Genomic DNA, 20,717 nt, shown 5'->3' with positions numbered 1-20,717 from the left:
AAGGCCTGTTGTGGCACCTCGAGACCGCACCACCGACGCCGACACCCACGACGGCACCGACGACTGGTTCGCTGACCCGGCCGTCTCCGAGACCGACACCGCCGCAGCGGCTTCCGAGTATCCAACCGAGCGCAGGCTGACAGTCCTGACCGAGCATCAAACCGCTGACGTCGATCCGGACGACGACTGGCTTGTCGAGCACCCTGCCGACGACATCGACGTGGACCACCCTGACCGTGGCCCCGCAGCCCATCCGACGGACGGATACGGCTCCTTCGACGAACGGACCTCTCTACTTCGCGCTGGAGGCCCCTACACCGCGCAAACGCCGCCCCCACGGTCGTGGTGGCGATGCCACCGCTCCACTGTCGCCGTCACGACCGCACTCGCGGTCCTCATCGGGGGAGTAGTGGGAGCCGGGCTGGTGCTCACCGGATTCGGTGACGAACCGCAACCACCGCCTGTACTGCTTCCCGACGAGATCGTCACCACCACAGCAGCTCCGACCTCGACCGCTCCCGCTGCCGCCGGAGCCGCCGCAGCCGATGTCACCTGGTGCCGGGGGCAAGCCGACGGCGAACCGGTCACCGAAGACAGCGACGACCCCGGCGCGGTGGCGATCTGGCGGTTCGAGAAGGCCTTCTACTTCGACCGCGACGGTGCCGCAGCCCGCGCAGCAGGTGCACCGGATGCGGTGATGGCGTCCGCGCAGAGACTCCAGCAGGGGATCGACCAGCTCGAACCCGACATCGAGTTCTGTGTCCTGGCCGACCCGATCGACGCCGGGATCTACGACGTCACCGTCGTCGAACGCGGACCCGGGATCGACGGCCGGATGAGCCGCCAACGGATCACCACCACCAAGGCGCAGGACGGCGCAACGCTCATCTCCGCCATCGTCCCGCGCTGACCCCCTATGACCAGGCACATCCGCTGGATCCCACCGAAGAAGAGAGAAGCCGTGCACACATCCATCGACCAGGTTCGCCGCCTGACCCCGCGCCTGCTCGCCGCCACCGCAGCGATGACGGTCGCGGTCTCCGCCAGCGGCGTCGCGGCCGCGCAGCCCTCCGCCACACCCACACCGTCCGGATCGGCGACCACCAGCCAATCCAGCACCGACGGCAACTGCCCGGTACTGCATCTCGTCGTCGTCCCCGGTACCACCGAGATCGACGAGAACTCCTCACCCGACACCGATTCCGGCTTCTTCTCCCGACTGACCGTTCCCGCGATGCGTGATGCGAACTCCGGCGACGGACCCGCTCTCGAACGCAGCTACGTCCCGTACCCGGCATCGTTCGGCGGCAAGCCAGGAGACCGCTCCGCCGTTCCGTACGCCCAGTCCGTCGACATCGGCGTCGAGAACACCACCAAGATGATCTCCGACATCGCCGCGCGCTGCCCCGGCACCAAGGTCTTCCTCTCCGGCTACTCCCAGGGCGGCGAGGTCGCCTCCCAGGTCACCCGCGAAATTGGGGCAGGAACCGGACCTGTCGATGCCGACCACTTCGCCGGCGCAGCACTGTTCTCCGACCCCACCCGCGCCGAAGGCGAAGACGTCATCGCCAGCGGCGGCTCCACCCCCGCCCCGGCACCGGGCACCAGAGGTGCAGCAGTGGACACCGTCCAACTCGCCCCGGCTGTGGCCGCAGCCGCACCCGCCGGTGGCGGTATCTCACCCACACCGAAGATCGCCGGATTCGGAGCAGTCTCCGACCGGGTCGCCTCGTACTGCACCGCAGGCGATCTCGCGTGCGACACCCCCATCGACGCACCCGCGGCCAAGCTCGTGGCCTCCATCGCCGGCCAGTCGTCGATGGACACCCGGGACCCCGTCCGGATCCTCACCGACGTCTCCACCGCCGTCGGGCGCACCGCACTGATGACCGGTGCGTCGGTGATCAACGACAACATCGACTTCGACTCCACAGCAGGACGATTCGAGGTCAACTCGTCATCGGAGACGGTGCTTTCGAAGATGGCGAAGTACTCCGACCCGTCCGCCACCTCGACCGACGAGATGATCGACGAAGCGGTCGGTGCGGTCACCAAGATCGCCGGCATGGCCATCGGGGCGGCGATCACCGTCGCCGAGGACGTCATCACCCCCGAGACCATCGGTCAGCTCGCCACCGTCGGCCTGACCAACCCACCCGCAGCCCTCGGCATACTCGCCACGAAGGTGCTGTCCTCGGCGGTCAAGCTCGTGCCCCCGGCCACGATCGACTCGGCCGTCGACGTCGCGTTCGAGGAAGTATCGAACACCATCGACGAGAACGCCGGCCTCGCGCAGCTCGTCACCGACACCTCGTACTGGAACACCGCCACCAAACATGGTTCCTACGACAGTGTTCCGGTCGGATCCCAAGGTGAGACCCCCGTCGAGCTGACCGTGCGGTGGATCGTCGCACTCGCCGCTGACCTGACCGGCGATCAGTCTCTCGCCGACAAGGTCGGGGCAGTAATCAAACAGGGCGCGTCGCTGTTCGCCACCACCGACACCGTCCGCAGTGCCGGGAGCATCCTCGCCGCCCACGCCACCGTCGGGTCCACCGGCACCGCCACGACGACCACCACGGCCACCATGACAACCCCCTCTGATTCTGCCGCTGTGCCGACCACCGTCTCACCAACCACCACTCGGTGACCGAGAACGCCGGAGAAGGAGGTGCGCCCGAGATGGCCGCACAACCAGCTGAGCACCATGACTACTACCGAGACGACGACGTGTCGGTCACCCCGGCAGGGCTGCGGATACCGCCACCCGAACGCCGAGCGCCGATTCACGACGCCCCGGTCGCAGTCCACGGTCGCCCGCCCGTGATGTGGCTCCTCGCCGCTCACGGGCGCTCCGGCGCAGGCACACTCGCTCAGATCTGGGCCCCGGCGGGCGACGCTCGCCGGGGCTGGCCCGCCGCCGACCGGCACCGCAACGTCGTGGTCGTCTCGCGCACCGACCGCGACGGTCTCGACGCTGCCCACGATCTGCTCCTGCAATCGGCCGCCGGTCTGACCGGCGGCTGCACCCTCCTCGGATTGGCGCTGGTTCCCGATGCACCCGGTCCGCTCCCGAAGACTCTGCGCAGGCGCGCCGACGTTGTCGCCTCGGCCGCTCCGACGGTATGGCGGATCCCGTACGTCGAAGATCTGCGCACCCACAGCCAGAGCGAGCTCGCGATCTGGACACCCACCGAACCCGACCCACCTCCACCCGGCCGGATGCGGGCACCTGCCCCCTCTACGACGACCCCGCACCCCGACCTCGCCGTGATCGGGAGGGAGATCTTCACCGCCGCCCGCAATGCGTCAGGCCACTGAACCGCACCCTCTCAACCAACACCCAAGGAGAACACCATGATTGCCAGCCTCACCGCATCGACGACCACGTTCCTCGCGCAGAACATCGGCGACGTCAGCCCCCAAGCACCGGACGGCCCCACCGGGGACAAGATCTTGACCCTGCTGTCCTGGCTGATGTGGGGCTGCATCATCGCTGCCGTCGCCGGAATCATGATCTGCGGCGCGATGCTCGCCTACGAGAAGATCTCCGGCGGAGGCCAAGGCGGCAACGCGACCGGCAAACTCGTCGGCGGACTGTTCGGGTCCATCGTCATCGGTGGTGCCGCAGGCCTGGTCAACATGCTCGTCCTATGACCATCGTGAACTGGACTCTGTGGGGTCTGATCATCGCCTCGATTGTCGGAGTCATGGTTGGCGGCGGTGAGCTTGCGTACGCCCAATTCAGGGGCCGCTGGTGTCAGGCCAACCAGCGGGCCATCGGACTGCTGTATGTGTCGATTCTACTCGGATTCGTTGCTGGAGTGGCGAATACAGTGGTCACGGCGGCGATGACATGAACACCGTCGTGCTCGCGCAACCACCGACCTCACCGGTCGAGTGGCCCGACGAGGTGTGGCAGCCGATCATGACGGGCCTGTCGTGGCTGCTCTGGTTCGCCATCGTCACCTGCATCGCAGCACTGTTCGTGTGCGGGGCGGTGTTCGTCAACCAACGTAAATCCACCGGCACGCAGATGGTCGAGGACGCCACTCTGGCCCGGATCCTGATCTGTGCCGCCATCATCGGATCCGCATCCGGAATCGCCCAAGCCGTACTCGCCTGAGAACCCCGACATTCCCTGCGCCCGAACTGCATCGACCCGAAAGGCCCTCCTCTGATGACCGTCTCCCGCACACTCCGGATCGCCGCGACAGCGGCGACCGTCCTCGCACTCGCTGCGTGCGGATCCGGCAACGACGACACACCCGCCGCTGCCCCGGATCCGGCACCGGATCTGCGTTCCGCTCCGGCCGAGCTGACCTGGCGCGAGGTCGCAGGGGTATCGGTGCCGACCTCACGGGTCGACGGGCCCCTCGCTGGAACATCGGTGAACCGCAGCGGATATGCACAGACCCCACAAGGTGCTGTCCTGGCCGCGATCAACGGGCAGACCGCACTTGCCGTCGCCGACGACCGCGCGTGGCCGGAAGTGGTCAACACCGTGACCGCACCCGGGCCCGGTCGCGACGAGTTCGCGGCCGCACGGGCCGCCGTCACCGTCTCCGGATCGGTCCCGGCCGACGCTGCACCGAAGTTCGTCGGGTTCGAGGTCACCGACTACTCCAGTGATCCGCTGTCGGCGGGGGTGTCGGTGGCACAAACCATCGGGACCGGAACCGAGTTGTTTTCCTATCCTGTCGCGCTGCAATGGATCAGCGGCGATTGGCGGATCGTGCTACCCACTTCCGAGGAAAACATCGACGCCGTCGAGATCGACAACCTCGACGGCTACACCACATTGGAGCGCACCCCATGAACCGTCGGCTACGTACCGTCCTGATCACCGTTGCTGCGATCGTCGTCATCGCCATCGTCGGCGCGATCGTGTTCATCATCCCGAACATGAACGACGACGACACCCCGACGACCACCGCTGGCCCACCGCCGACGACAGCAGCACCTACCACCGGTGACTCCGAACTCGACACCGGCGCGGAAGGCTTCGGTGTTCCCGACGCGGACCTGTCCGGGCGCACGGTGATGGTCCCGAACAACCCTGCTGGCCAACCATTGCCGCAGCGTGAGCCGACGGGGCCGCGAGTCGAATGCACGAACGACGGCCGACCGGTGACGTCCCCGGAGTCGATGATGATCCAACGCAACTTCGGTGTCTCGACCCTCTACTCCGAGACGGATGGGCCGTCGTACATCGACGGGCTGGTCCTCGCCGGCTACACCCGCACCCCGCAGGGAGCGGCTTTGGCCGCCGCCAACATCCTGCCTCGCACACTCGCGGGAGGACAGGTTGCTATCGAGGCAGGCGACAAGTTGATCTTGAACGGCAGCGACGTCGTCGGCCAGGACGCACGAGCAGTCGAAGAGAACCGGCCGATCAATACCGGCACTGTGGCACTGCGGGCACCGGTTGCATTCAAAATCCTCTCGTGCACGGATACTTTCACCGTCGTCGAACTCGCCATGATTCGTGACGTCGACGACAACGGCCAGCGCATGCAATCACCGGTCTACGGAGGCCTGCGATTGAACATGGTGTGGGACCAGGGCACATGGAAAGCCCGGGAAGCCACCGGACCCGCCTCATTCGGCCCGTACAACTCGCTCGACGGTTTCACCCGGTGGGCACTGTGACGCGCGCAGCGGCCATCGCCGCCCGCGCGATCCTCATCGCGCTACTGTCGCTGATCGCCGTCGTCGGGGCCAGCGGACTCGCACACGCCCAAGACCCCACCCCAGCACCGAATCTGACCGAGCAGATCAACCCCGACGCCGACGGCAACGATTTCCAGCAACAACGCCGAGAATGCTTGGCCGACGGATCGGATGTGATCGTCGAAGGCGGGCTTGCTGACAAATTCCTGGACACGGTCGGCGGACGCGATGCCGCCGACCAGTTCTTCTGCTTGGACTCAGCGTTCAGTGATCATCCCGGTGACGCGTTCTCTACCGCTGTGGACTCCGCAGTCTCGACATTCTGGGGTGACCCGGTCGGGGACTTCGCCAAATCGGTGATGGAAGGCAACACCCAAGCATTCCGATCGGTGATGACCTTCTGGATGTCCTCCGGCATCCCGGGCCTTGCGGCGGAGAACGCGATGTCGGGTCTGCGGAACCTCATCTCCGGGTTCACCGTCGTCGCCCTGTTCGCCTCCATCATCATCGCGATGATCAAGCTCGCGATCGCCCGCAAACAAGCCGTGATGGAGGGGGCAACCGAGACCGCGACCATGTTGGTCCGCACCGTCGTCACCGTGTCACTGCTGCCGATTCTGGTGTTGATGTTCCACCAAGGCGGAGACATCGCCTCGGCATATGCGCTGGAGAAGTTCGTCGGCGGAGATCTGAACGAGAAGATCACTGCCATCACCGCGTTCGACGACAAGACCGGTCTCGGCCCGATCCTGGCGCTCGCGTGCGCTGGGTTCGCGTTCCTCGGCTCTGTCGCCCAATTGATCGCACTGTTGATCCGTGAAGCGGTGCTGTGCGTCGTCGTCGCCGTCATCCCGCTCGCTGCTGCCGCGTCGGCCACCGGCACCGGACGCAGCTCCTACAAGTCGATGATCGCCTTCACTCTCGGCGCGTTGCTGTTCAAGCCGGTCGCGACGCTGCTGTACCTGTTCGCGTTCTGGGCGTCGTCGGCGTCGAGCTCGGACCAAATCGCGACGGTCATCATCGGGTCCGTCCTCCTGGCGATCATCGGGTTCTCTCTTCCGACCCTGATCAAGATCGTCGCTCCCGCAGCGGACACCATCTCCGCCGGTGGCCGCGAAGTCGGTCAGCTCGGCGCAGCAGGTGGGGCGGTGATGGGTGCCGGCGGCACGGCTGCATCACGTGCCCTCGGCTCGGTCGCGAACTCCGTCGGCGGATCTTCGGGTGGCGGCAAGGGCGGGTCTTCGGGTGCGGCCGGTACCGGCGCACGTTCGTCCCCCGGTTTCCAGGGCCGCTACAACGGTGGATCGAGTCCCTCGCACGCGGGCGCATCGTCTGGGCCGATGGGCGCAGCCCGCAGAGTCGGAACGGCCGCTGCATCGGCCGGCCGCACCGGTACCTCGGCAACCCTGCGCGGAGCGGCAGGGGCACTCAAAGCCGCGGGCACAGTCGGCCGCACCGCGGGCTCGGTCTCGACCACTCTCGGCTCGGCCGCTGAAGGCGCAGTCGGCAACTACCACGGACGGATTCAACGATGAGCGCGCAGCTCGAGGCCCCGTACGAGCCGCCGATCTATTCGGCAGGCAACCGGCCGCAGAGCACGTTCGCGTTCGGGCTGCCGACGAAGGTCATTGCCTACGGTGCAGGGTTTTTCGCGGTCTCGTTCGCGGTTCTGATCTTCGTCCACGTCGTCGTCGGACTGGCTCTGATGGGTGTCGGTGCGCTCGTCCTCACCCCTCTGGTCATCGCCCCGAACGGCCGAACCCTCTACGAGACAGGACAACTGAGAATGCAATGGCTGCGGCGTAAGCACATCGACAAGTCCACGGAGTACCACGCCGGACCGCACTCGAGGATCCCCGGTGGCCGCTACAAACTCCCCGGCCTGCTCGCCCGCACCAAGGTCTACATGGGAATCGATCGACACGGCAACGAGTTCGGGATGATCCACAACCCCGACGATCACCGCTACACCGTCGTATTCGATGCCCTCCCGGGCGGTGACGAAGCGATCGTCCAGCGCGACAAAGACCTCTACACCGCAGACTGGGGCGTCTACCTCGCCGACCTCGGCCTGCCCGGCGACATCGTCGGTGCCGTGGTGGTGGTGGAGAACATCCCGGCTACCGGGCTGCGGCTGGCGCGGCGCGCCGAACACGAACTCGTCCCCACCGCACCGCCGCTGGCTGCGTCGTTCGTCGAGCAGTCCGCCGTCCGGATGCCGTCGGGTCGCCACCGCACCCTGGCACGGCTGTCGATCACCTTCCGCGCCACCACCCGCGAACGCCAGAAGGACCCCGAAGAGATGGCCACCGAACTGGCCCGCCGCCTACCGGATCTGTACGAGTCGCTCTCCGGTGCCGGGATCGATGCACAGCCGATGACCGCCGCCGAGATCACTGCGGCCGTGCACCGCTCCTACAACCCCTCGACCGAGAACGACTTCGAGGAACTCGAGATCTCCGGCGAAGAGCACGGCGTCGACTGGGACGACGCCGGACCCGGTCGGGCGAAGACAGAGTGGGGTCACTATCGCCACGACGGGGGTGTCTCGGTCGTGTGGGAGATGGCCGCGCCTCCCGAGTCGGTGTTCACCGACACCGTCCTCAAACCGCTGCTGCAGCCGCACGACGACCTCCCGCGTAAGCGCCTCACTCTCGTCTACCGCCCCTATACCGCCGGGGATGCCGCGAAGAAGGTCGACAAGCAACACCGAGATGCCCTGCACGCGATCAACTCTCGCGGCAACAAGATCACCTCCGCCGGGTCGGAGAAGCGGCACGAGATCGCCGAGCAGGCCCGCCACGAGATGGTCTCCGGAGCTGGATACGAACGCTATTCGGCACTACTGACGATCACCGTCGGCTCGGTCGACGAGATCGCCAACGCGGCCGCGGTGACCGAATCCCTCGCCGCCCGCTCCCGGCTGCGACTGCGGCGTGCGTTCGCCTTCCAGGACGCCGCGTTCGCCGCCGGCCTCGGCGTCGGTGTGCTGCTACCCGATCAAATCTCCACCTCGATCCTCGTGCGCCGCAGTTAGAGCGCCGCCGACCGCATCCGGCCCACCCCTGCCCGAGAAAAGAGACACCCGATGACGACGACCGACCACCGCTCGCGCAGGGACTACGACCCTCGATACGACGAGTACAGGTCCGATGAGTCCGACCTGTACGAGACGTCAACGCCGCAGCAGTCGGCGTTCGTGCGGTGGATCATCGGCGACACCGACTACGCCGAGCTCGCCGCCCTCATCGCCACCGGCGACGCCGAAGAGCCCCCCACGCTGTCCCGGCGCGGCCTCGGCCTGACCCGGTGGCGCAACGACCACCCGCGGGCCGAACAAGCCGTCCACGAGGCAGCGGGAGACCCCTGGTGGCGCGCAGCACTGTCGTCGAGCACACGCGGCCTCAAAGGTGCCGGTGGTGGCCGGATGTCGACCGTCCCGGCCCCGATCGAGTACGAAGCGACCTCGGTGCAGATGTGCGGGCTCAACCCGTGGGCGATCGGCGCAGCCGCACCCTCGGCGGGCACCATCGTCGGTCAGCACGCCATCACTGGCAACGCCGTCTCCTGCGATCCGTTCGCCTACTTCCGCGACAAGCTCATCGGCAACCCCTCGATGTTCGTCCTCTCCCTGCCCGGCTTGGGGAAGTCGACACTGATCCGCAAGATCCTCCTCGGCGCGTGCGGATGGGGACAGACCCCGATCGTGGCCGGCGACATCAAAGGCGAATACGTCAAACTCACCCGCCTGGTCGGCGGGCAGGTCATCACCCTCGGCCACGGCGGCGGACACCTCAACCCCCTCGCCGCCGGAGCCCTCGGCCAGGCCGTCGTCCGCGCGATCGCCGCCCGCGACGAGGCCACCGACCCCGCCCGGATCGCCGAGCTCGACGAGCTGATCGACGTCGCCACCATCACCATCTCCACCCGCCAGATCAACGCCGTCTGCGCCCTGGTCGAGCTGATCCGCTACGACACCCACTCGGTGAAAGCCTTCGAGAACTCCCTGATCGGGATCGCCCTGCGCGAGCTGTACGCCGACGGCGGATTCTCCTACACCCACCCGCCGCTGCTCAAAGACCTCTACACCCGCATCGACGCCGGATCGGCGGACATGCTCCAAGCGGCCTACAAGACCGACCGCGAGGGCTACCGCGAGGCCATCACCGAGCTGATGCAGGCCCTCGGCGCGCTGACCTCCGGCCCGCTCGGGGACATCTTCGCCGACCACACCACCGAACCGATCGACCTCGACGCACCGATGATCTGCATCGACGTCTCTTCCCTCGACCGCGGTGACACCACCCTCAAAGCGGCCGTGATGCTCTCCTGCTGGGCCGACGCCTACGGCACCGTGGAAGCGGCGCACCTGCTCGCCGACGCAGGCCTGGACCGCCAACGCCTGTTCCTGATGGCCCTGGACGAGCTGTGGCAGGTCATCGGAGCCGGACCGGGCATGGTCGCCCGCGTCAACGAAATCACCCGCCTCAACCGCACCGACGCCACGGGCTTGCTGATGATCACCCACACCGGCCGCGACCTCGAAACCCTGCCCACCGAAGCCGATATCAAGACCGCCAAGGGCTTCATCGACCGCGCCGGCATGGTCGTGTGCGGGGGACTGCCGATCGGTGAGGTCGAACGCCTCTCCGGGGAGCTGAAGTTCACCGCCGCCGAAGCGGGCATGGTCACCTCCTGGTCCCGCGGGGCAGCGCTACGCGGGTCCGAACGGCGCACCGTCCGCAACCCGATCGGGCGCGGGAAGTTCCTGATCAAGGTCGCCAAGGACAACACCCCCGGCATCCCCATCCAGACGGTGCTCACCGACGTCGAATACGACACCGGGGTCCACGACACCAACGCCCGCTTCGCCGAGTACTTCGCCGGCCAGCACCACGCCGCCGATACCGACGACGCCCACTACGCGCACGACACGACACTGGTCGGAGCGCAGTGATGACCGCCGAGTACCCCCGCGCCGAATACCCGGCGCAGACCCGCGCGTGGGCGCTCGATCAATACGAAAAATCTCGACACAACTACGCCTCCCGCGCCGAATGCGTTGCCGCCTTAGCGCTCTCGATCGGGGCGCATGAGAACACCGTGGCCCGGTGGATCAAGGACAAGTACGGGCCCTCGCGTCGCCCCGCAGCGGACGAAGTGGCCGCGCGACTTCGTGCCGCCGAGGAGGAGATCACCCGACTGCGTTCGGAGAACCGTTCCCTCACGGAGCGTTTGGCCGCCCACGCCCCGCGATCGATCGGCGCGGAGTCGATTTCGGCGGCCGCGTTGTGAAGAAAGGCGGCGCGATCGCCCTGGCCGTGGTGCTCGCGCTGGCCCTGTTCGTGGTCCTGTTCGTCACCACCGGTGTCCGTGAAGAAGTCACCGACTGTGTCCCCGGTCGTGGCATCTCCTCCGCCGCGGGCGGTGTTCCGGCCGGGTCGTTCGCCAAACCGGTCAAGACCACCGAATCGACCGTGTCGAGCCCGTTCGGGACGAGGTGGGGCACCAACCATAACGGCATCGACCTGGCCGGTCCCGTCGGGACACCGATCTACGCCTACGCCGACGGCATCGTCTCGAAAGCCGGACCCGCCGACGGGTTCGGCATGTGGATCGTCCTCGACCACAACATCGACGGCGCGGTCGTCTCCACCGTCTACGGCCACATGTACCCCGACGGTGTCCTGGTCACGCCAGGCGAACGTGTCACCGCCGGTCAGCACATCGCCGACATCGGCAACAACGGACAGTCGACCGGCGCGCACCTGCACTTCGAGTACCACCCCGGCGGCTGGGCACCCGGCAACGCGATCGACCCCCAACCCTTCTACGACGCCGCCGCCGACCCCGGCACCGGACAGACAGGCCAGACTCCACAATCTCCGTCGACGACCGCACCCGCGCCCTCGACAGGAGGCGGCACCGCCGAGATGGCGGCGCTGCCCGCCGGCATCGGGTCCGAAGATCACTTCCAGGTCGACACCGTCCGCGTCGCCCGCGCCGTCCACGCGAAGTTCCCGCAGATCACCACGATCGGTGGGTGGCGTGCCGACGGTGGGGGATTCGACGACCACCCCTCCGGACGCGCGGCCGACATCATGATCGACAACTGGTCCTCCGAGGAAGGCAAAGCACTCGGCGACCAGGTCAAGGACTACCTGTGGGCAAACCGCGACTACCTCCAGATCGAATACATGATCTGGCGACAGGAATACATCCCCTCCCAAGGTGAACCGAACACCATGGAGGACAGAGGATCTCCGACCCAGAACCACTTCGACCATGTCCACGTCACCACCGTCGGCCACGGCGCACCGGCACCCGGCCAGCTCTACGGGCCCGTCCCCGGAGGCGGCGGATCCGCACCGAAAGCAACCGGCACCTGCATCACCGCACCCGGTGCCGGACTCGGCGACCACGGAGATCTCGCCGCCGGCCAGATCCCTCCCGAGTTCGAGCCGTGGCTCGCTCTCTCATCCACCCAGTGCCGCGAGCTCTCACCCGCAATCCTCGCCGCTCAGCTCAAACAGGAATCCGGCTTCACACCCGGCCTGACCAGCCCCGCCGGGGCCGAAGGGTATGCGCAGTTCCTCCCCGGAACGTGGGCGTCGTTCGGTTTCCCCGTCGACGATCAGGGAGTGGTCACCGGAGCTGCGGGGGAGGGCGATCCCAACGACATCGGCGACGCCGTCATGGCGCAGGGACGCTACAACTGCTCGGTCGCCGACACCCTACGGCCAGGGATCGAATCCGGGGCCATCACGGGCGATCCCGTGGAATTGATGCTCGCCGGATACAACGCCGGCCCCGGAGCGGTCCAACAGTTCGGCGGCGTCCCGCCCTACTCGGAGACCCAGAACTACGTCACCACCATCACCGCCACCGCATCCGACTACGACCTGGCCCGATAGCCGCCACCGACCAATGCTCGAAGGAAGGCCCACTCATGAGCACTGCACCGACTTGCACCAGCCACCACCTGACGTCCCACGACCGGCATCGAGCACTGACAGCCCTTGCTCTGACCTCGGTCATCGTATGGACGGTGTGGGCTGTTCCCGTCGCCCGACTGATCCTGGAGTCGATGATCACCACGATCGAGGACAGCGGCCGCGCCGCGGCGACCAGCGACGTTCTCGCGCATGGTTGGTGGGCCGTCATCGTCGTCACCGCGGCGATGACCATAGGCAGCCTCATCGCTGTCGCCGACGCCTCTGCGCGAGCGCAGAACTGGACTGTCACTGCGCTCCGCAAAGCCATCCACTTGGCGGCGACCACGGTTGTCATGTGGGCGATCTGGACGGTGAGCGTTGTCGCCGCAGCAGGAGTGCCCACCGTCGGCTAACGCGGCACACAACCACATTTGTTGTCGGTGGCCACCAGGACAATGGCACCATCACAGACCAAGGAGCACAGACATGGCACAGATCCTCCACAACCGCCAGACGGATGCACCGATCATCGATTGGCTCGAAGTCATCGCCAAAGCCGCTGCGCTGGGCCAGATCTGCGACACCGACGCTGAATCAGCGAACGACTCCGACTCGCAGGAGACCACGAGATGAGCCGAAGAGCAGGCATCGTGTTCGCGTGTCTCGGCATCGTCGGGGTGGTGACCATCGCGGCCGTGATCGTGTTCCCGTCCCGTGGTTCGGACACACCGCCACCACCGGGTACCGACGCCGGAATCGCCATCGACCCGTCCGCCACCGACCCCGTGGGTGTCGCGATGTCGGTGATGTCCGGTGTGTACACCTGGCAACCCGCAGTGCAGGATTCACCGTGGGATGCCCTGCACGCGCAACGCGACAACGTGACCGGATCGATGGCCACCGCCGCGACCACGCCACCCGATCCAGCGCCGCAACCGATCCCGGAATGGCCGGCGTGGGCGCGCAGCGGAGACGTCGTCACCGCCGTCGCTCGACCGGACACCAGCGTCTACGCCGACGGCACAGCCGCCGAGATGGACGGTGACAACCAGGCCACCGTGGCTGTCGTCATCGACCGCGTCGTCCAACACCGCAGCGGTGAGATCACCCCGTTCACCGGCTACACCGGAGCCGTCGACCTCGAACGCACCGACGACGGCTGGAAAGTCGCGAACTATCGCCTCATCAGCGCAGGTCTCTAGCCGACTGGCCACGGGCAACACCCTCGCTGTCCACACTCCGCACGAACCGCAGAGAAGGATCTATTGTCATGGGAAAAGTCGGAATCCTCACCGAAAAGCCCTCCGCAGCACGTAACTTCGCGACCGCTTTGGGCGGAATGAGTGGCACGTTCGCAGGCACGGAGTACGTCATCGTCCACGCTCGCGGCCACCTGCTGGAATTGAAAGACCCTTCCGCAATGGTGCCCGCGCCTCTCACCGACAAGTACAAGAGCTGGGAGCTCGAACATCTCCCGTGGAACGCCGACGACTTCCGCTGGGAGCGAGAGATCCGACGCCGGGTGTCCGGCGGCAAGCTGATCACCGATCCGGACGCGAAAAGCCTGCTCCTTGAGCTGAAGACGACCCTCTCGGGCTGCGAGAGCATCTGCAATGCAGCCGATCTCGATCCGACCGGTGAAGGCTCACTGCTGGGCTGGGAGATCGTGGAGTACCTGGGCCTCGAGAACAAGAAGCTCGAACGCATGGAGTTCCTGGACGAGACACCGGCATCACTGCGTAAGGCATTCACAGCCCGTCGGTCGGTCACGGCGATCGCTGCCGAGGGCGACTACCGCAAGGCCGACTTCCGGTCGAAGTGGGACATGCTCTCGATGCAGTTCACCTGAGTTGCGACCAAGACAACCGGGGCGAGCACGGTACTGCGTAACGGGCGGCTCAAGTCCGCGATGGTCGTGATCGTCGGTGACGGGCTCGACGCGCACCACGGATACGTCAAGAAGGCGTTCTACGAGAACCGGTTTCGGGACGAGAACGGCGTGACGTACACCGACCCCGAGCTCGATCGATTCGAGAACGAGAACGATGTTCCCGGCGGCCTGCAGTCGTCACCGGTCGCCCACGACGGGACCACACGCAAGAAAACGGGACCGCCGAAACTGATGGACCTGGCCGGACTGTCGTCACTGCTCGCGAAGAAGGGCTTCGGAGCCAAGAACGTTCTCGACACCTATCAGAAGATGTACGAGGCGCAGGTGGTGTCCTACCCGCGCACCGAGGACAAGTTCATCTCGATCGAGCAGTTCAACGAGCTGCTTCCATCGGTCGACGCGATCGCCGGTGTGGTGGGCGTGGATCCGGCGGCGCTGAGCCATCGCGGCCCCCGCACGAGCCACGTCAAGTCCGGCGGCGCGCACGGTGCCAACCGCCCGGGCCCCAACGTCCCGCCGAGCCTTGCGGCAGTGGAGAAGGCCTACGGCGAGCTGGGTCGGGAGATCTACGAGCTCCTCGCGAAGAACTACCTGACGATGCTCGCCCCCGATTACGAGTACGACCAGCATCGCGGCCACGTCGAGAAGTACCCGAGCTTCGTCGGCTCGCTGAATGTGCCCGCAGTGCTCGGATGGAAAGGTGTGTTCGTCGTCGAGGAGGAGGACGGCGGCGAGCGCGACGAGCAACCCACTGGTGCGACGGCGTTGGGTACTGTCGCGGACCCGTTCGTCCACGAGGGCTTCCCGCCGCGGCCGCCGCATCCGACGATGGGATGGTTGATGAAACAGCTCGAGAAGCGGAGCGTAGGTACCGGCGCGACTCGGACGAGCACCTATGCCGAGGTCACGAACAACTCGGGCGGCAAGGCCTTGATGATCGAGAAGCGCGGCAAGATCACCCTCAGCGCGATCGGTGAACTCAACCATCGGATCCTGCCGGGCACGCACATCGGGGATCTGACGATCACCGAGCAGGTCTTCGAGCAGATGGCGCAGATCGAGGCCGGAACCGGCGAGGCAGCCGACTATCTTTCCCTCGTGGCGGATCTGGTGCGCCGCGACCTCGCGACGATGACGGCGAATGCGAGGACGTTGTCCGGCGAGCTCACGGCACGGATGGGCAAGGCCGGGGTGACTCGGGCAGCGATGGAGATGATCGAGCTGCCACCGGAGCTGCATTTCACCCACGCAGGCACGGTCGTGACCCGCGCGAAGCGGGTCTTCGGTGGCCACCGGTTCACCGACACCGAAGTAGCGGCACTGCTCGCCGGCCGGGTCATCGAGATCGTCTCGACGAGCGCGAAGTCGGGAAAGACGTTCACCTGCACGGGGAAGCTCGAACCAGGCGTGAGGGAGAAAGACGGCAAGCAGTACCCACACGTGAGCTTCAACCCTCGATTCGAGGAGCGTGCACCTCGGACCGATCTGGTCAGTGGAGTGTGGAAAGGCAAATCGGTGACGTTCAAAGGTCGCGGATGGGGTGCCAACGAACACTGGCGGGGTAAGGACTTCACCGATCAGGAACTGGAGAAGCTGCTGGCCGGGGAGACTATCGAATTCGACGCCACGAGCAAGACAGGTAAGACGTACCGGGCCAGGGGCGCACTGGCCGCAGGTACGTACCAGGGCAGCAAGACATTTGGATTCAAGCTGAAGTTCGAGGACCGCAAATCCACCGCAGGCACCAAGAAACGCACCGTGCGTCGGTAAACGGGTGCCGCAGGACAGCAGCGGGGTCGTACGCCTGCACCCATCGGGGAAAAGAGTTCGAGCGGCAGGTTCAGAAGAAGGTCAGCTGCGCCTCGTCGACGCGGACACGTCCGGGCTTCGTCCGGAGGGGTCGTACCGGGGGAGCGTGCCGAGCCGGTACTGTCGGTGCGGAACCTTCGGCGATGCCGAGTTCGGCGCACGCGCGGCGCGCCAATTCCTCTCGTACACGCGATCTTTCGGCCACGCGCGCACGTCCGATCACAGTGTCTCGGGCACTCCACTCCAACTCCCACGCCGCCGATCCCGGAGGCGGCGCGCCCACAGCGCGATCGGTCACCCGATCGAGGAGTTGATCGATCCTGTCGATTACCACCTGCGCAAGCTCGTCGAGCACACGCTCAGGCACCGTGGCCACGCACTGGTTGTCGCTCACACCCGACACTGTAGAGGCGGGCACTGACGAATATGCTGCAGGGCAACCTGCCTCATGAAACTAGTTGCGGCACAGTGCCTGAATGCCATGGTGACGCTTCCTCATACTGATCCAGCACCATCGGACCGTGAGCGCTCGCGCCGATCTTGGCGGCGCGTTACGATTCGGTCAACGTCGACCGTATGAGACGGTCAATCCGCTACCCGTGCGGCTCCCGCCGGCTATGTCGTTGCTCGGGCGTTGCTTGCGCAGACGATGAGCGAGCTCGGTCAAGACGAGGTGCGCCAACTCGACAAACAGCAGTCTTTGCCTGTGATTCGAGACAATCGCACACACGCTGTCGAGACCGGCGAAGCCACACCTGTTCCTGTCGCAGCAAGAGCTGACCTTCTGCTCAGCGTCTGCAACGCGGTACCGTCCATGGCCATCATCGGTGACTCCGACCGAGCTGTCGATATTTCCTATCCTGTCTGCGACGGCGTCACCCCTGGCATATCTGACCGTTACGGTCGTTCTACCAGTCCAAGGTGGGCGCAATTAGTTCGCCGACGATCGCTGCGCTGACCGGTTCCGGCCGCGTCTGCGTCCACGCGGCGGTGCACACGTCGAGGTGGTTGTAGCCGGTAACCGCGATGGTGCGACCGTCGGTGGGTGCGTTTGCTTGCTGCAGCCCGTCTGCGAAACCGGAGTCCGCGCCGTCCAGGTAGAGGATGGGGCGGTCGGGCATGGTCAGGACGGGAGCGAAGGTCTGCAGGTCCGCTGTGCGGTCTCCGGAGTTGAGAGCGAGCAGTTCGAGCAGTAGTCGCAGGGGGAAGTTCCACTCGATGCCGTCGACTACCGGGTTCGCCATCAAGCTCGCCAGTTGTCGTATGTCGGTGACTTCGCTGTCGGGAGTGGTGTACGTGATGCCGTCGCGGGTCTGAAGTCCGCTGGTGGGGATGCGGTCGTAGGGCAGCCAGGTGATTGGGCCGTCGATGGCAACGGGGGCGACCATCGTGTTCCCGCCGACGAGACCGGTGTAGATCTGCGGCAGCTGGGCGGGGAGAACGAGGTTCTTGAGGTCGGCGGGCGTGCCGAATCCGCCGATGCTGCTGCGTAAGTAGCCCAGTGGTTGGGTGTTGTCGTCGAGCACGAGTCCCAGCAGCGCCGCGTTGGTGATTCGAGTGCGGGAGATGTCGGGTTCGGCGCGGAGAAAGTCGACGACGGTGGGGGATATCAGCGCTTGTGCAAGTAGCTCGTTGAGGAGGTCGTCGGGGATGGTGCCCACGATCGTGGACTCGGCATCGGGGGCAAGGTCTGCAGCGGAAGCGATGCTCGCCGCCAAGCCCAGGGCGCGGTTGAGCATCGGGATCGTCGGTAGAACGCCCGTCGCGGGGGTGAGGGCATTGAGTCCGATGCCCAGTGAGTCGATGGCGTCGAACAATGCAGAGCCGGTGGTGGCGAAACGAGAGTCGAGGGAGAAGTATCCGGCGCAGGGTGCGGCGAGGGCTCCGTTGACGTCGAGCCGATTGGCTTGTGCCCCGGCGATGAGGGCTCCGAGGGAGTGTCCTCCGCAGAAGAGTTTGCTCGACCTGAACTGCTCTGGGAGCTGGTCGGTGATGACTTGTTGGTCGCGAAGAGTTTGCTCGATGCCGAGCAGACTCGTCACGGCGATGTCAGGATCGAGGGGGGCTTCGATGCGCGCGTTGTCCTGTAGGTAGTACTGCGCTGCAGCATCTGGATCGTTGTTCTGTTTTGCGCGCTCGAGCCCGGTGGGGTCTTCGAGACAGTTCGCTCGGCGGTCTATGACCCACACTTCGATGTTGCGGCCCTGAAGGGCCGCTGCGCGCACGGTGTTCGAGGCGAACGGTGCCAACATTCCTGCGCCTTCGTACACCCCCGGTTGGGTGATGAGTACTGCATCCGACTTCTCCGGATCATCTGGGCCCGAACCGGATTTGACGCGGAGGTAGCCCAGGTTCTGGCAGGCATCGGGGATTGCTATGCCGCTGGGCCCGAGGGGTGCCGAAACAGTGACGTACGTGGTCTCGACGTTCGGCGCTGCGGTGGGCCCCATGTCGTAAGGCTCGATGAAAGCAAGGCTGGTCGGCGCGGCGGCGGCAGTCGGTGCCGATGTCACCGCGATGGCCACGGCCACAGCGATCGCGCAGACCGGTCGCAGGACGGAGAGGGGGCGTGCAGTCATGTCGGTCCTTGTTCGTTGCCGGACCGGACCGGTCCGGTCTGTGGCGGCAGGCCCCCGCGCTGCCGATTGTTGTGTGGAACTGACTATCTCGATGCTGTCGTGTCGGAGGTGTTGCTCCGCTGCTGCGTGCGACTCGTGCAGTGCCGAGGCGCTGCACGAGTCGGTCGGCGGTGGCGGGTGTATCGCAGCGACGCCGGCCGTCAGGGGTGTTGGCTTGGCCCTGACGACGTTGCGCTGTGTTGAAGCTTGTCGCGCAGTTTGTGTTTCATGATCTTGCCGGACGGGTTGCGGGGGATCTCGGCGATGACCAGCTCGCGCGGCAGTTTGTAGTCGGAGACCAGCTTTCCGGCGTGCTCACGGAGTTCGTCGAGCGTGATGTCGCAACCGGGAAGTGGGGTGACGACGGCGACGATGGTTTCGCCGTACACGGCGTCGCTGCGGCCGACGACGGCGCAGTCGGCAACCCCGGGGGTGCCGGCCAGAGCATTCTCGACTTCGACGGAGTAGACGTTGCGGCCACCGGTGATGATCATGTCCTTCATTCGGTCGACCAGCGTGATGTATCCGTCGTCGTCGATTCGCGCGAGGTCGCCGGTGTGCAGCCATCCCTCGCGTAGGACGTCTGCGGTCTCTCGCGGCTTGTTCCAGTAGCCCTTCATGACGGTCTCGCCCTGCAGGATCAGCTCCCCGGTCTCCCCGCGTGGCACATCCCGGTTCTCCGGGTCGACCACTCGGACGACGGTGTTGAGCAGGCTGAATCGGCCGCTTGCGGAGGGCTTGGCCCGTACCTCGTGCGGGCGGCTGTAGATTCCGCCCGGTCCACCTTCGGTCTGACCGCACGCTTGGTAGAGGTTCACTGCCGGCAGTGCGTCGAGGAGGCGGCCGACGGCGTCAGCGGGCATCGGTGCGGCACCGAAGATTCCGGTCCTCCATGCGCTGAGGTCGCGGTCGGCGAGGTCGGGTTGGCGGAGCAGCATCTGGTACATCGTCGGCACGCCGAAGAAGCCGGTGATCCGCTCGCTCTCGAGCGCGTCCAGTACTGCTGTGGGCTCGAAGCCGGGGAGTACGACATGTGTCGCGCCGACCATCGTGCCGGGAATGAGCATCATCGTCAGCTCGGCTGCATGGTAGAGCGGAGCGACGTGCAGCAGCCGGTCCGCCTCGGTGAGCCCGAACAGGCTGGTGAGTGAAATACCCACCCAGATGGTCCGATGATGGTCGAACAGAGCGCCTTTGGGGCGACCTGTAGTTCCGGAGGTGTAGAGAATCAGCGCATCGTCGGATTCGTCGACCAGGACCTCGGGTGTGGAGTCGGGCTCGTCGGCGGCGAGGTCCGCGAGACTGCGGTGCCCCTCCACGTGTCCGAGCGCGAGGAGCAGCGGGGAGCTCGCGTCACCGACGGTCTCGGTGACCACCTGCGAGACGGTTGCATCGAATGCCAGGACCGATGCACCTGAATCGTCGAGGAGATAGCGCAGTTCCGGTCCAGCGGATCGTGGGTTGATGGGTACGACGATGGCTCCGAGCTTTGCCGCGGCATAGAACGCGATCACGAACCAATCGGAGTTCCCGGCCATCAGGGCGAATCGATCTCCCTTGCTCAACCCGAGTCGGTGCAGTGCGTGGGCTGCACGATTGACCTCGGCGTCGAGTTCTCGGTAGGTACGCCTACTCGATGCGAGCACCAGCGCCGTCCTGTCCGGACACCGCTGCGCACTGACGGTCAACATGCTTCCGATCGTTGGCATAGCCGCTTTCCCCTTCGATACCTGCTCGGTAAATTTCTACTGGCAATAGTAGAGGTTGCAAATCGTTCTGTAGTGGCTTTCA

General features: G+C 66.0%; 21 protein-coding genes. 18 read left to right on the top strand and 3 right to left on the bottom strand.

From position 1 onward, the window contains the following. Positions 1–10 precede the first annotated feature (10 nt). The 18 genes from AB0P23_RS17530 to AB0P23_RS17445 all read left to right on the top strand — a co-directional run bounded on the left by AB0P23_RS17530 (position 11) and on the right by AB0P23_RS17445 (position 16,269). The gene (locus AB0P23_RS17530) at positions 11–910 is read left to right on the top strand and encodes a hypothetical protein (protein WP_363798559.1); all 900 of its coding nucleotides are present in this window, start codon (positions 11–13) and stop codon (positions 908–910) included. 6 nt (positions 911–916) lie between these two features. Then, positions 917–2,650, top strand: a complete 1,734-nt coding sequence (locus AB0P23_RS17525; RefSeq protein ID WP_363798557.1) for a cutinase family protein — start codon at positions 917–919, stop codon at positions 2,648–2,650. A 32-nt stretch (positions 2,651–2,682) separates the two neighbouring features. After that, positions 2,683–3,321 carry a DUF6668 family protein gene (locus AB0P23_RS17520; protein ID WP_363798554.1) on the top strand — a complete coding sequence of 213 codons (639 nt, stop codon included), beginning with the start codon at positions 2,683–2,685 and terminating at the stop codon, positions 3,319–3,321. 36 nt (positions 3,322–3,357) lie between these two features. Then, positions 3,358–3,657, top strand: a complete 300-nt coding sequence (locus AB0P23_RS17515) for a hypothetical protein (protein WP_051364808.1) — start codon at positions 3,358–3,360, stop codon at positions 3,655–3,657. Then, positions 3,654–3,860 carry a hypothetical protein gene (locus AB0P23_RS17510; RefSeq protein ID WP_363798552.1) on the top strand — a complete coding sequence of 69 codons (207 nt, stop codon included), beginning with the start codon at positions 3,654–3,656 and terminating at the stop codon, positions 3,858–3,860. The genes AB0P23_RS17515 and AB0P23_RS17510 overlap by 4 nt, the downstream gene beginning before the upstream one ends. Next, entirely contained in the window at positions 3,857–4,126 is a 270-nt protein-coding gene (locus AB0P23_RS17505; protein ID WP_032386869.1) for a hypothetical protein, read from the top strand. The genes AB0P23_RS17510 and AB0P23_RS17505 overlap by 4 nt, the downstream gene beginning before the upstream one ends. A 54-nt stretch (positions 4,127–4,180) precedes the next feature. Next, the gene (locus tag AB0P23_RS17500) at positions 4,181–4,819 is read left to right on the top strand and encodes a hypothetical protein (protein ID WP_363798549.1); all 639 of its coding nucleotides are present in this window, start codon (positions 4,181–4,183) and stop codon (positions 4,817–4,819) included. Continuing rightward, positions 4,816–5,652 carry a hypothetical protein gene (locus AB0P23_RS17495; RefSeq protein WP_363798546.1) on the top strand — a complete coding sequence of 279 codons (837 nt, stop codon included), beginning with the start codon at positions 4,816–4,818 and terminating at the stop codon, positions 5,650–5,652. The genes AB0P23_RS17500 and AB0P23_RS17495 overlap by 4 nt, the downstream gene beginning before the upstream one ends. Next, positions 5,640–7,208 carry a hypothetical protein gene (locus AB0P23_RS17490; protein ID WP_363798543.1) on the top strand — a complete coding sequence of 523 codons (1,569 nt, stop codon included), beginning with the start codon at positions 5,640–5,642 and terminating at the stop codon, positions 7,206–7,208. Before AB0P23_RS17495 ends, AB0P23_RS17490 begins: the two co-directional genes overlap by 13 nt. Then, positions 7,205–8,710, top strand: a complete 1,506-nt coding sequence (locus AB0P23_RS17485; RefSeq protein WP_363798540.1) for an SCO6880 family protein — start codon at positions 7,205–7,207, stop codon at positions 8,708–8,710. Before AB0P23_RS17490 ends, AB0P23_RS17485 begins: the two co-directional genes overlap by 4 nt. Positions 8,711–8,761: 51 nt before the next feature. Beyond that, positions 8,762–10,630, top strand: coding sequence for an ATP/GTP-binding protein (locus AB0P23_RS17480; protein WP_363798537.1), 1,869 nt, complete (start codon positions 8,762–8,764; stop codon positions 10,628–10,630). Further along, the gene (locus AB0P23_RS17475; RefSeq protein ID WP_363798534.1) at positions 10,630–10,968 is read left to right on the top strand and encodes a transposase; all 339 of its coding nucleotides are present in this window, start codon (positions 10,630–10,632) and stop codon (positions 10,966–10,968) included. Before AB0P23_RS17480 ends, AB0P23_RS17475 begins: the two co-directional genes overlap by 1 nt. Continuing rightward, positions 10,965–12,587, top strand: a complete 1,623-nt coding sequence (locus AB0P23_RS17470) for a peptidoglycan DD-metalloendopeptidase family protein (protein ID WP_363798531.1) — start codon at positions 10,965–10,967, stop codon at positions 12,585–12,587. Before AB0P23_RS17475 ends, AB0P23_RS17470 begins: the two co-directional genes overlap by 4 nt. Before the next feature lie 35 nt (positions 12,588–12,622). Then, positions 12,623–13,021 carry a hypothetical protein gene (locus tag AB0P23_RS17465; protein WP_363798529.1) on the top strand — a complete coding sequence of 133 codons (399 nt, stop codon included), beginning with the start codon at positions 12,623–12,625 and terminating at the stop codon, positions 13,019–13,021. 73 nt (positions 13,022–13,094) lie between these two features. Then, complete coding sequence (locus tag AB0P23_RS17460) at positions 13,095–13,241, top strand: hypothetical protein (RefSeq protein WP_363798526.1); 147 nt, start codon at positions 13,095–13,097, stop codon at positions 13,239–13,241. Further along, positions 13,238–13,810, top strand: a complete 573-nt coding sequence (locus AB0P23_RS17455; protein WP_363798523.1) for a hypothetical protein — start codon at positions 13,238–13,240, stop codon at positions 13,808–13,810. Before AB0P23_RS17460 ends, AB0P23_RS17455 begins: the two co-directional genes overlap by 4 nt. A gap of 68 nt (positions 13,811–13,878) precedes the next feature. After that, positions 13,879–14,457, top strand: coding sequence for a toprim domain-containing protein (locus AB0P23_RS17450; RefSeq protein ID WP_363798522.1), 579 nt, complete (start codon positions 13,879–13,881; stop codon positions 14,455–14,457). A gap of 33 nt (positions 14,458–14,490) precedes the next feature. Continuing rightward, positions 14,491–16,269, top strand: coding sequence for a DNA topoisomerase (locus AB0P23_RS17445; protein WP_363798589.1), 1,779 nt, complete (start codon positions 14,491–14,493; stop codon positions 16,267–16,269). 70 nt (positions 16,270–16,339) lie between these two features. Here the strand turns inward: AB0P23_RS17445 and AB0P23_RS17440 are convergent, their stop codons facing one another. The 3 genes from AB0P23_RS17440 to AB0P23_RS17430 all read right to left on the bottom strand — a co-directional run bounded on the left by AB0P23_RS17440 (position 16,340) and on the right by AB0P23_RS17430 (position 20,635). Next, positions 16,340–16,702 carry a hypothetical protein gene (locus AB0P23_RS17440; protein ID WP_363798521.1) on the bottom strand — a complete coding sequence of 121 codons (363 nt, stop codon included), beginning with the start codon at positions 16,700–16,702 and terminating at the stop codon, positions 16,340–16,342. A gap of 514 nt (positions 16,703–17,216) precedes the next feature. Then, positions 17,217–18,887: a hypothetical protein gene (locus tag AB0P23_RS17435; RefSeq protein ID WP_363798519.1), complete on the bottom strand. Its 1,671-nt coding sequence runs from the start codon at positions 18,885–18,887 to the stop codon at positions 17,217–17,219. 200 nt (positions 18,888–19,087) lie between these two features. Continuing rightward, positions 19,088–20,635 carry an AMP-binding protein gene (locus AB0P23_RS17430; protein WP_363798517.1) on the bottom strand — a complete coding sequence of 516 codons (1,548 nt, stop codon included), beginning with the start codon at positions 20,633–20,635 and terminating at the stop codon, positions 19,088–19,090. Between the last annotated feature and the right edge of the window lie 82 nt (positions 20,636–20,717).

This window comes from Rhodococcus sp. NPDC077669 (genome assembly GCF_040686915.1).
Taxonomy (GTDB): Bacteria; Actinomycetota; Actinomycetes; order Mycobacteriales; family Mycobacteriaceae; genus Rhodococcoides; species Rhodococcoides fascians.
Note: the sequence above shows the minus strand (reverse complement) of the source record. Positions and strands in the feature narration are given on the sequence as shown.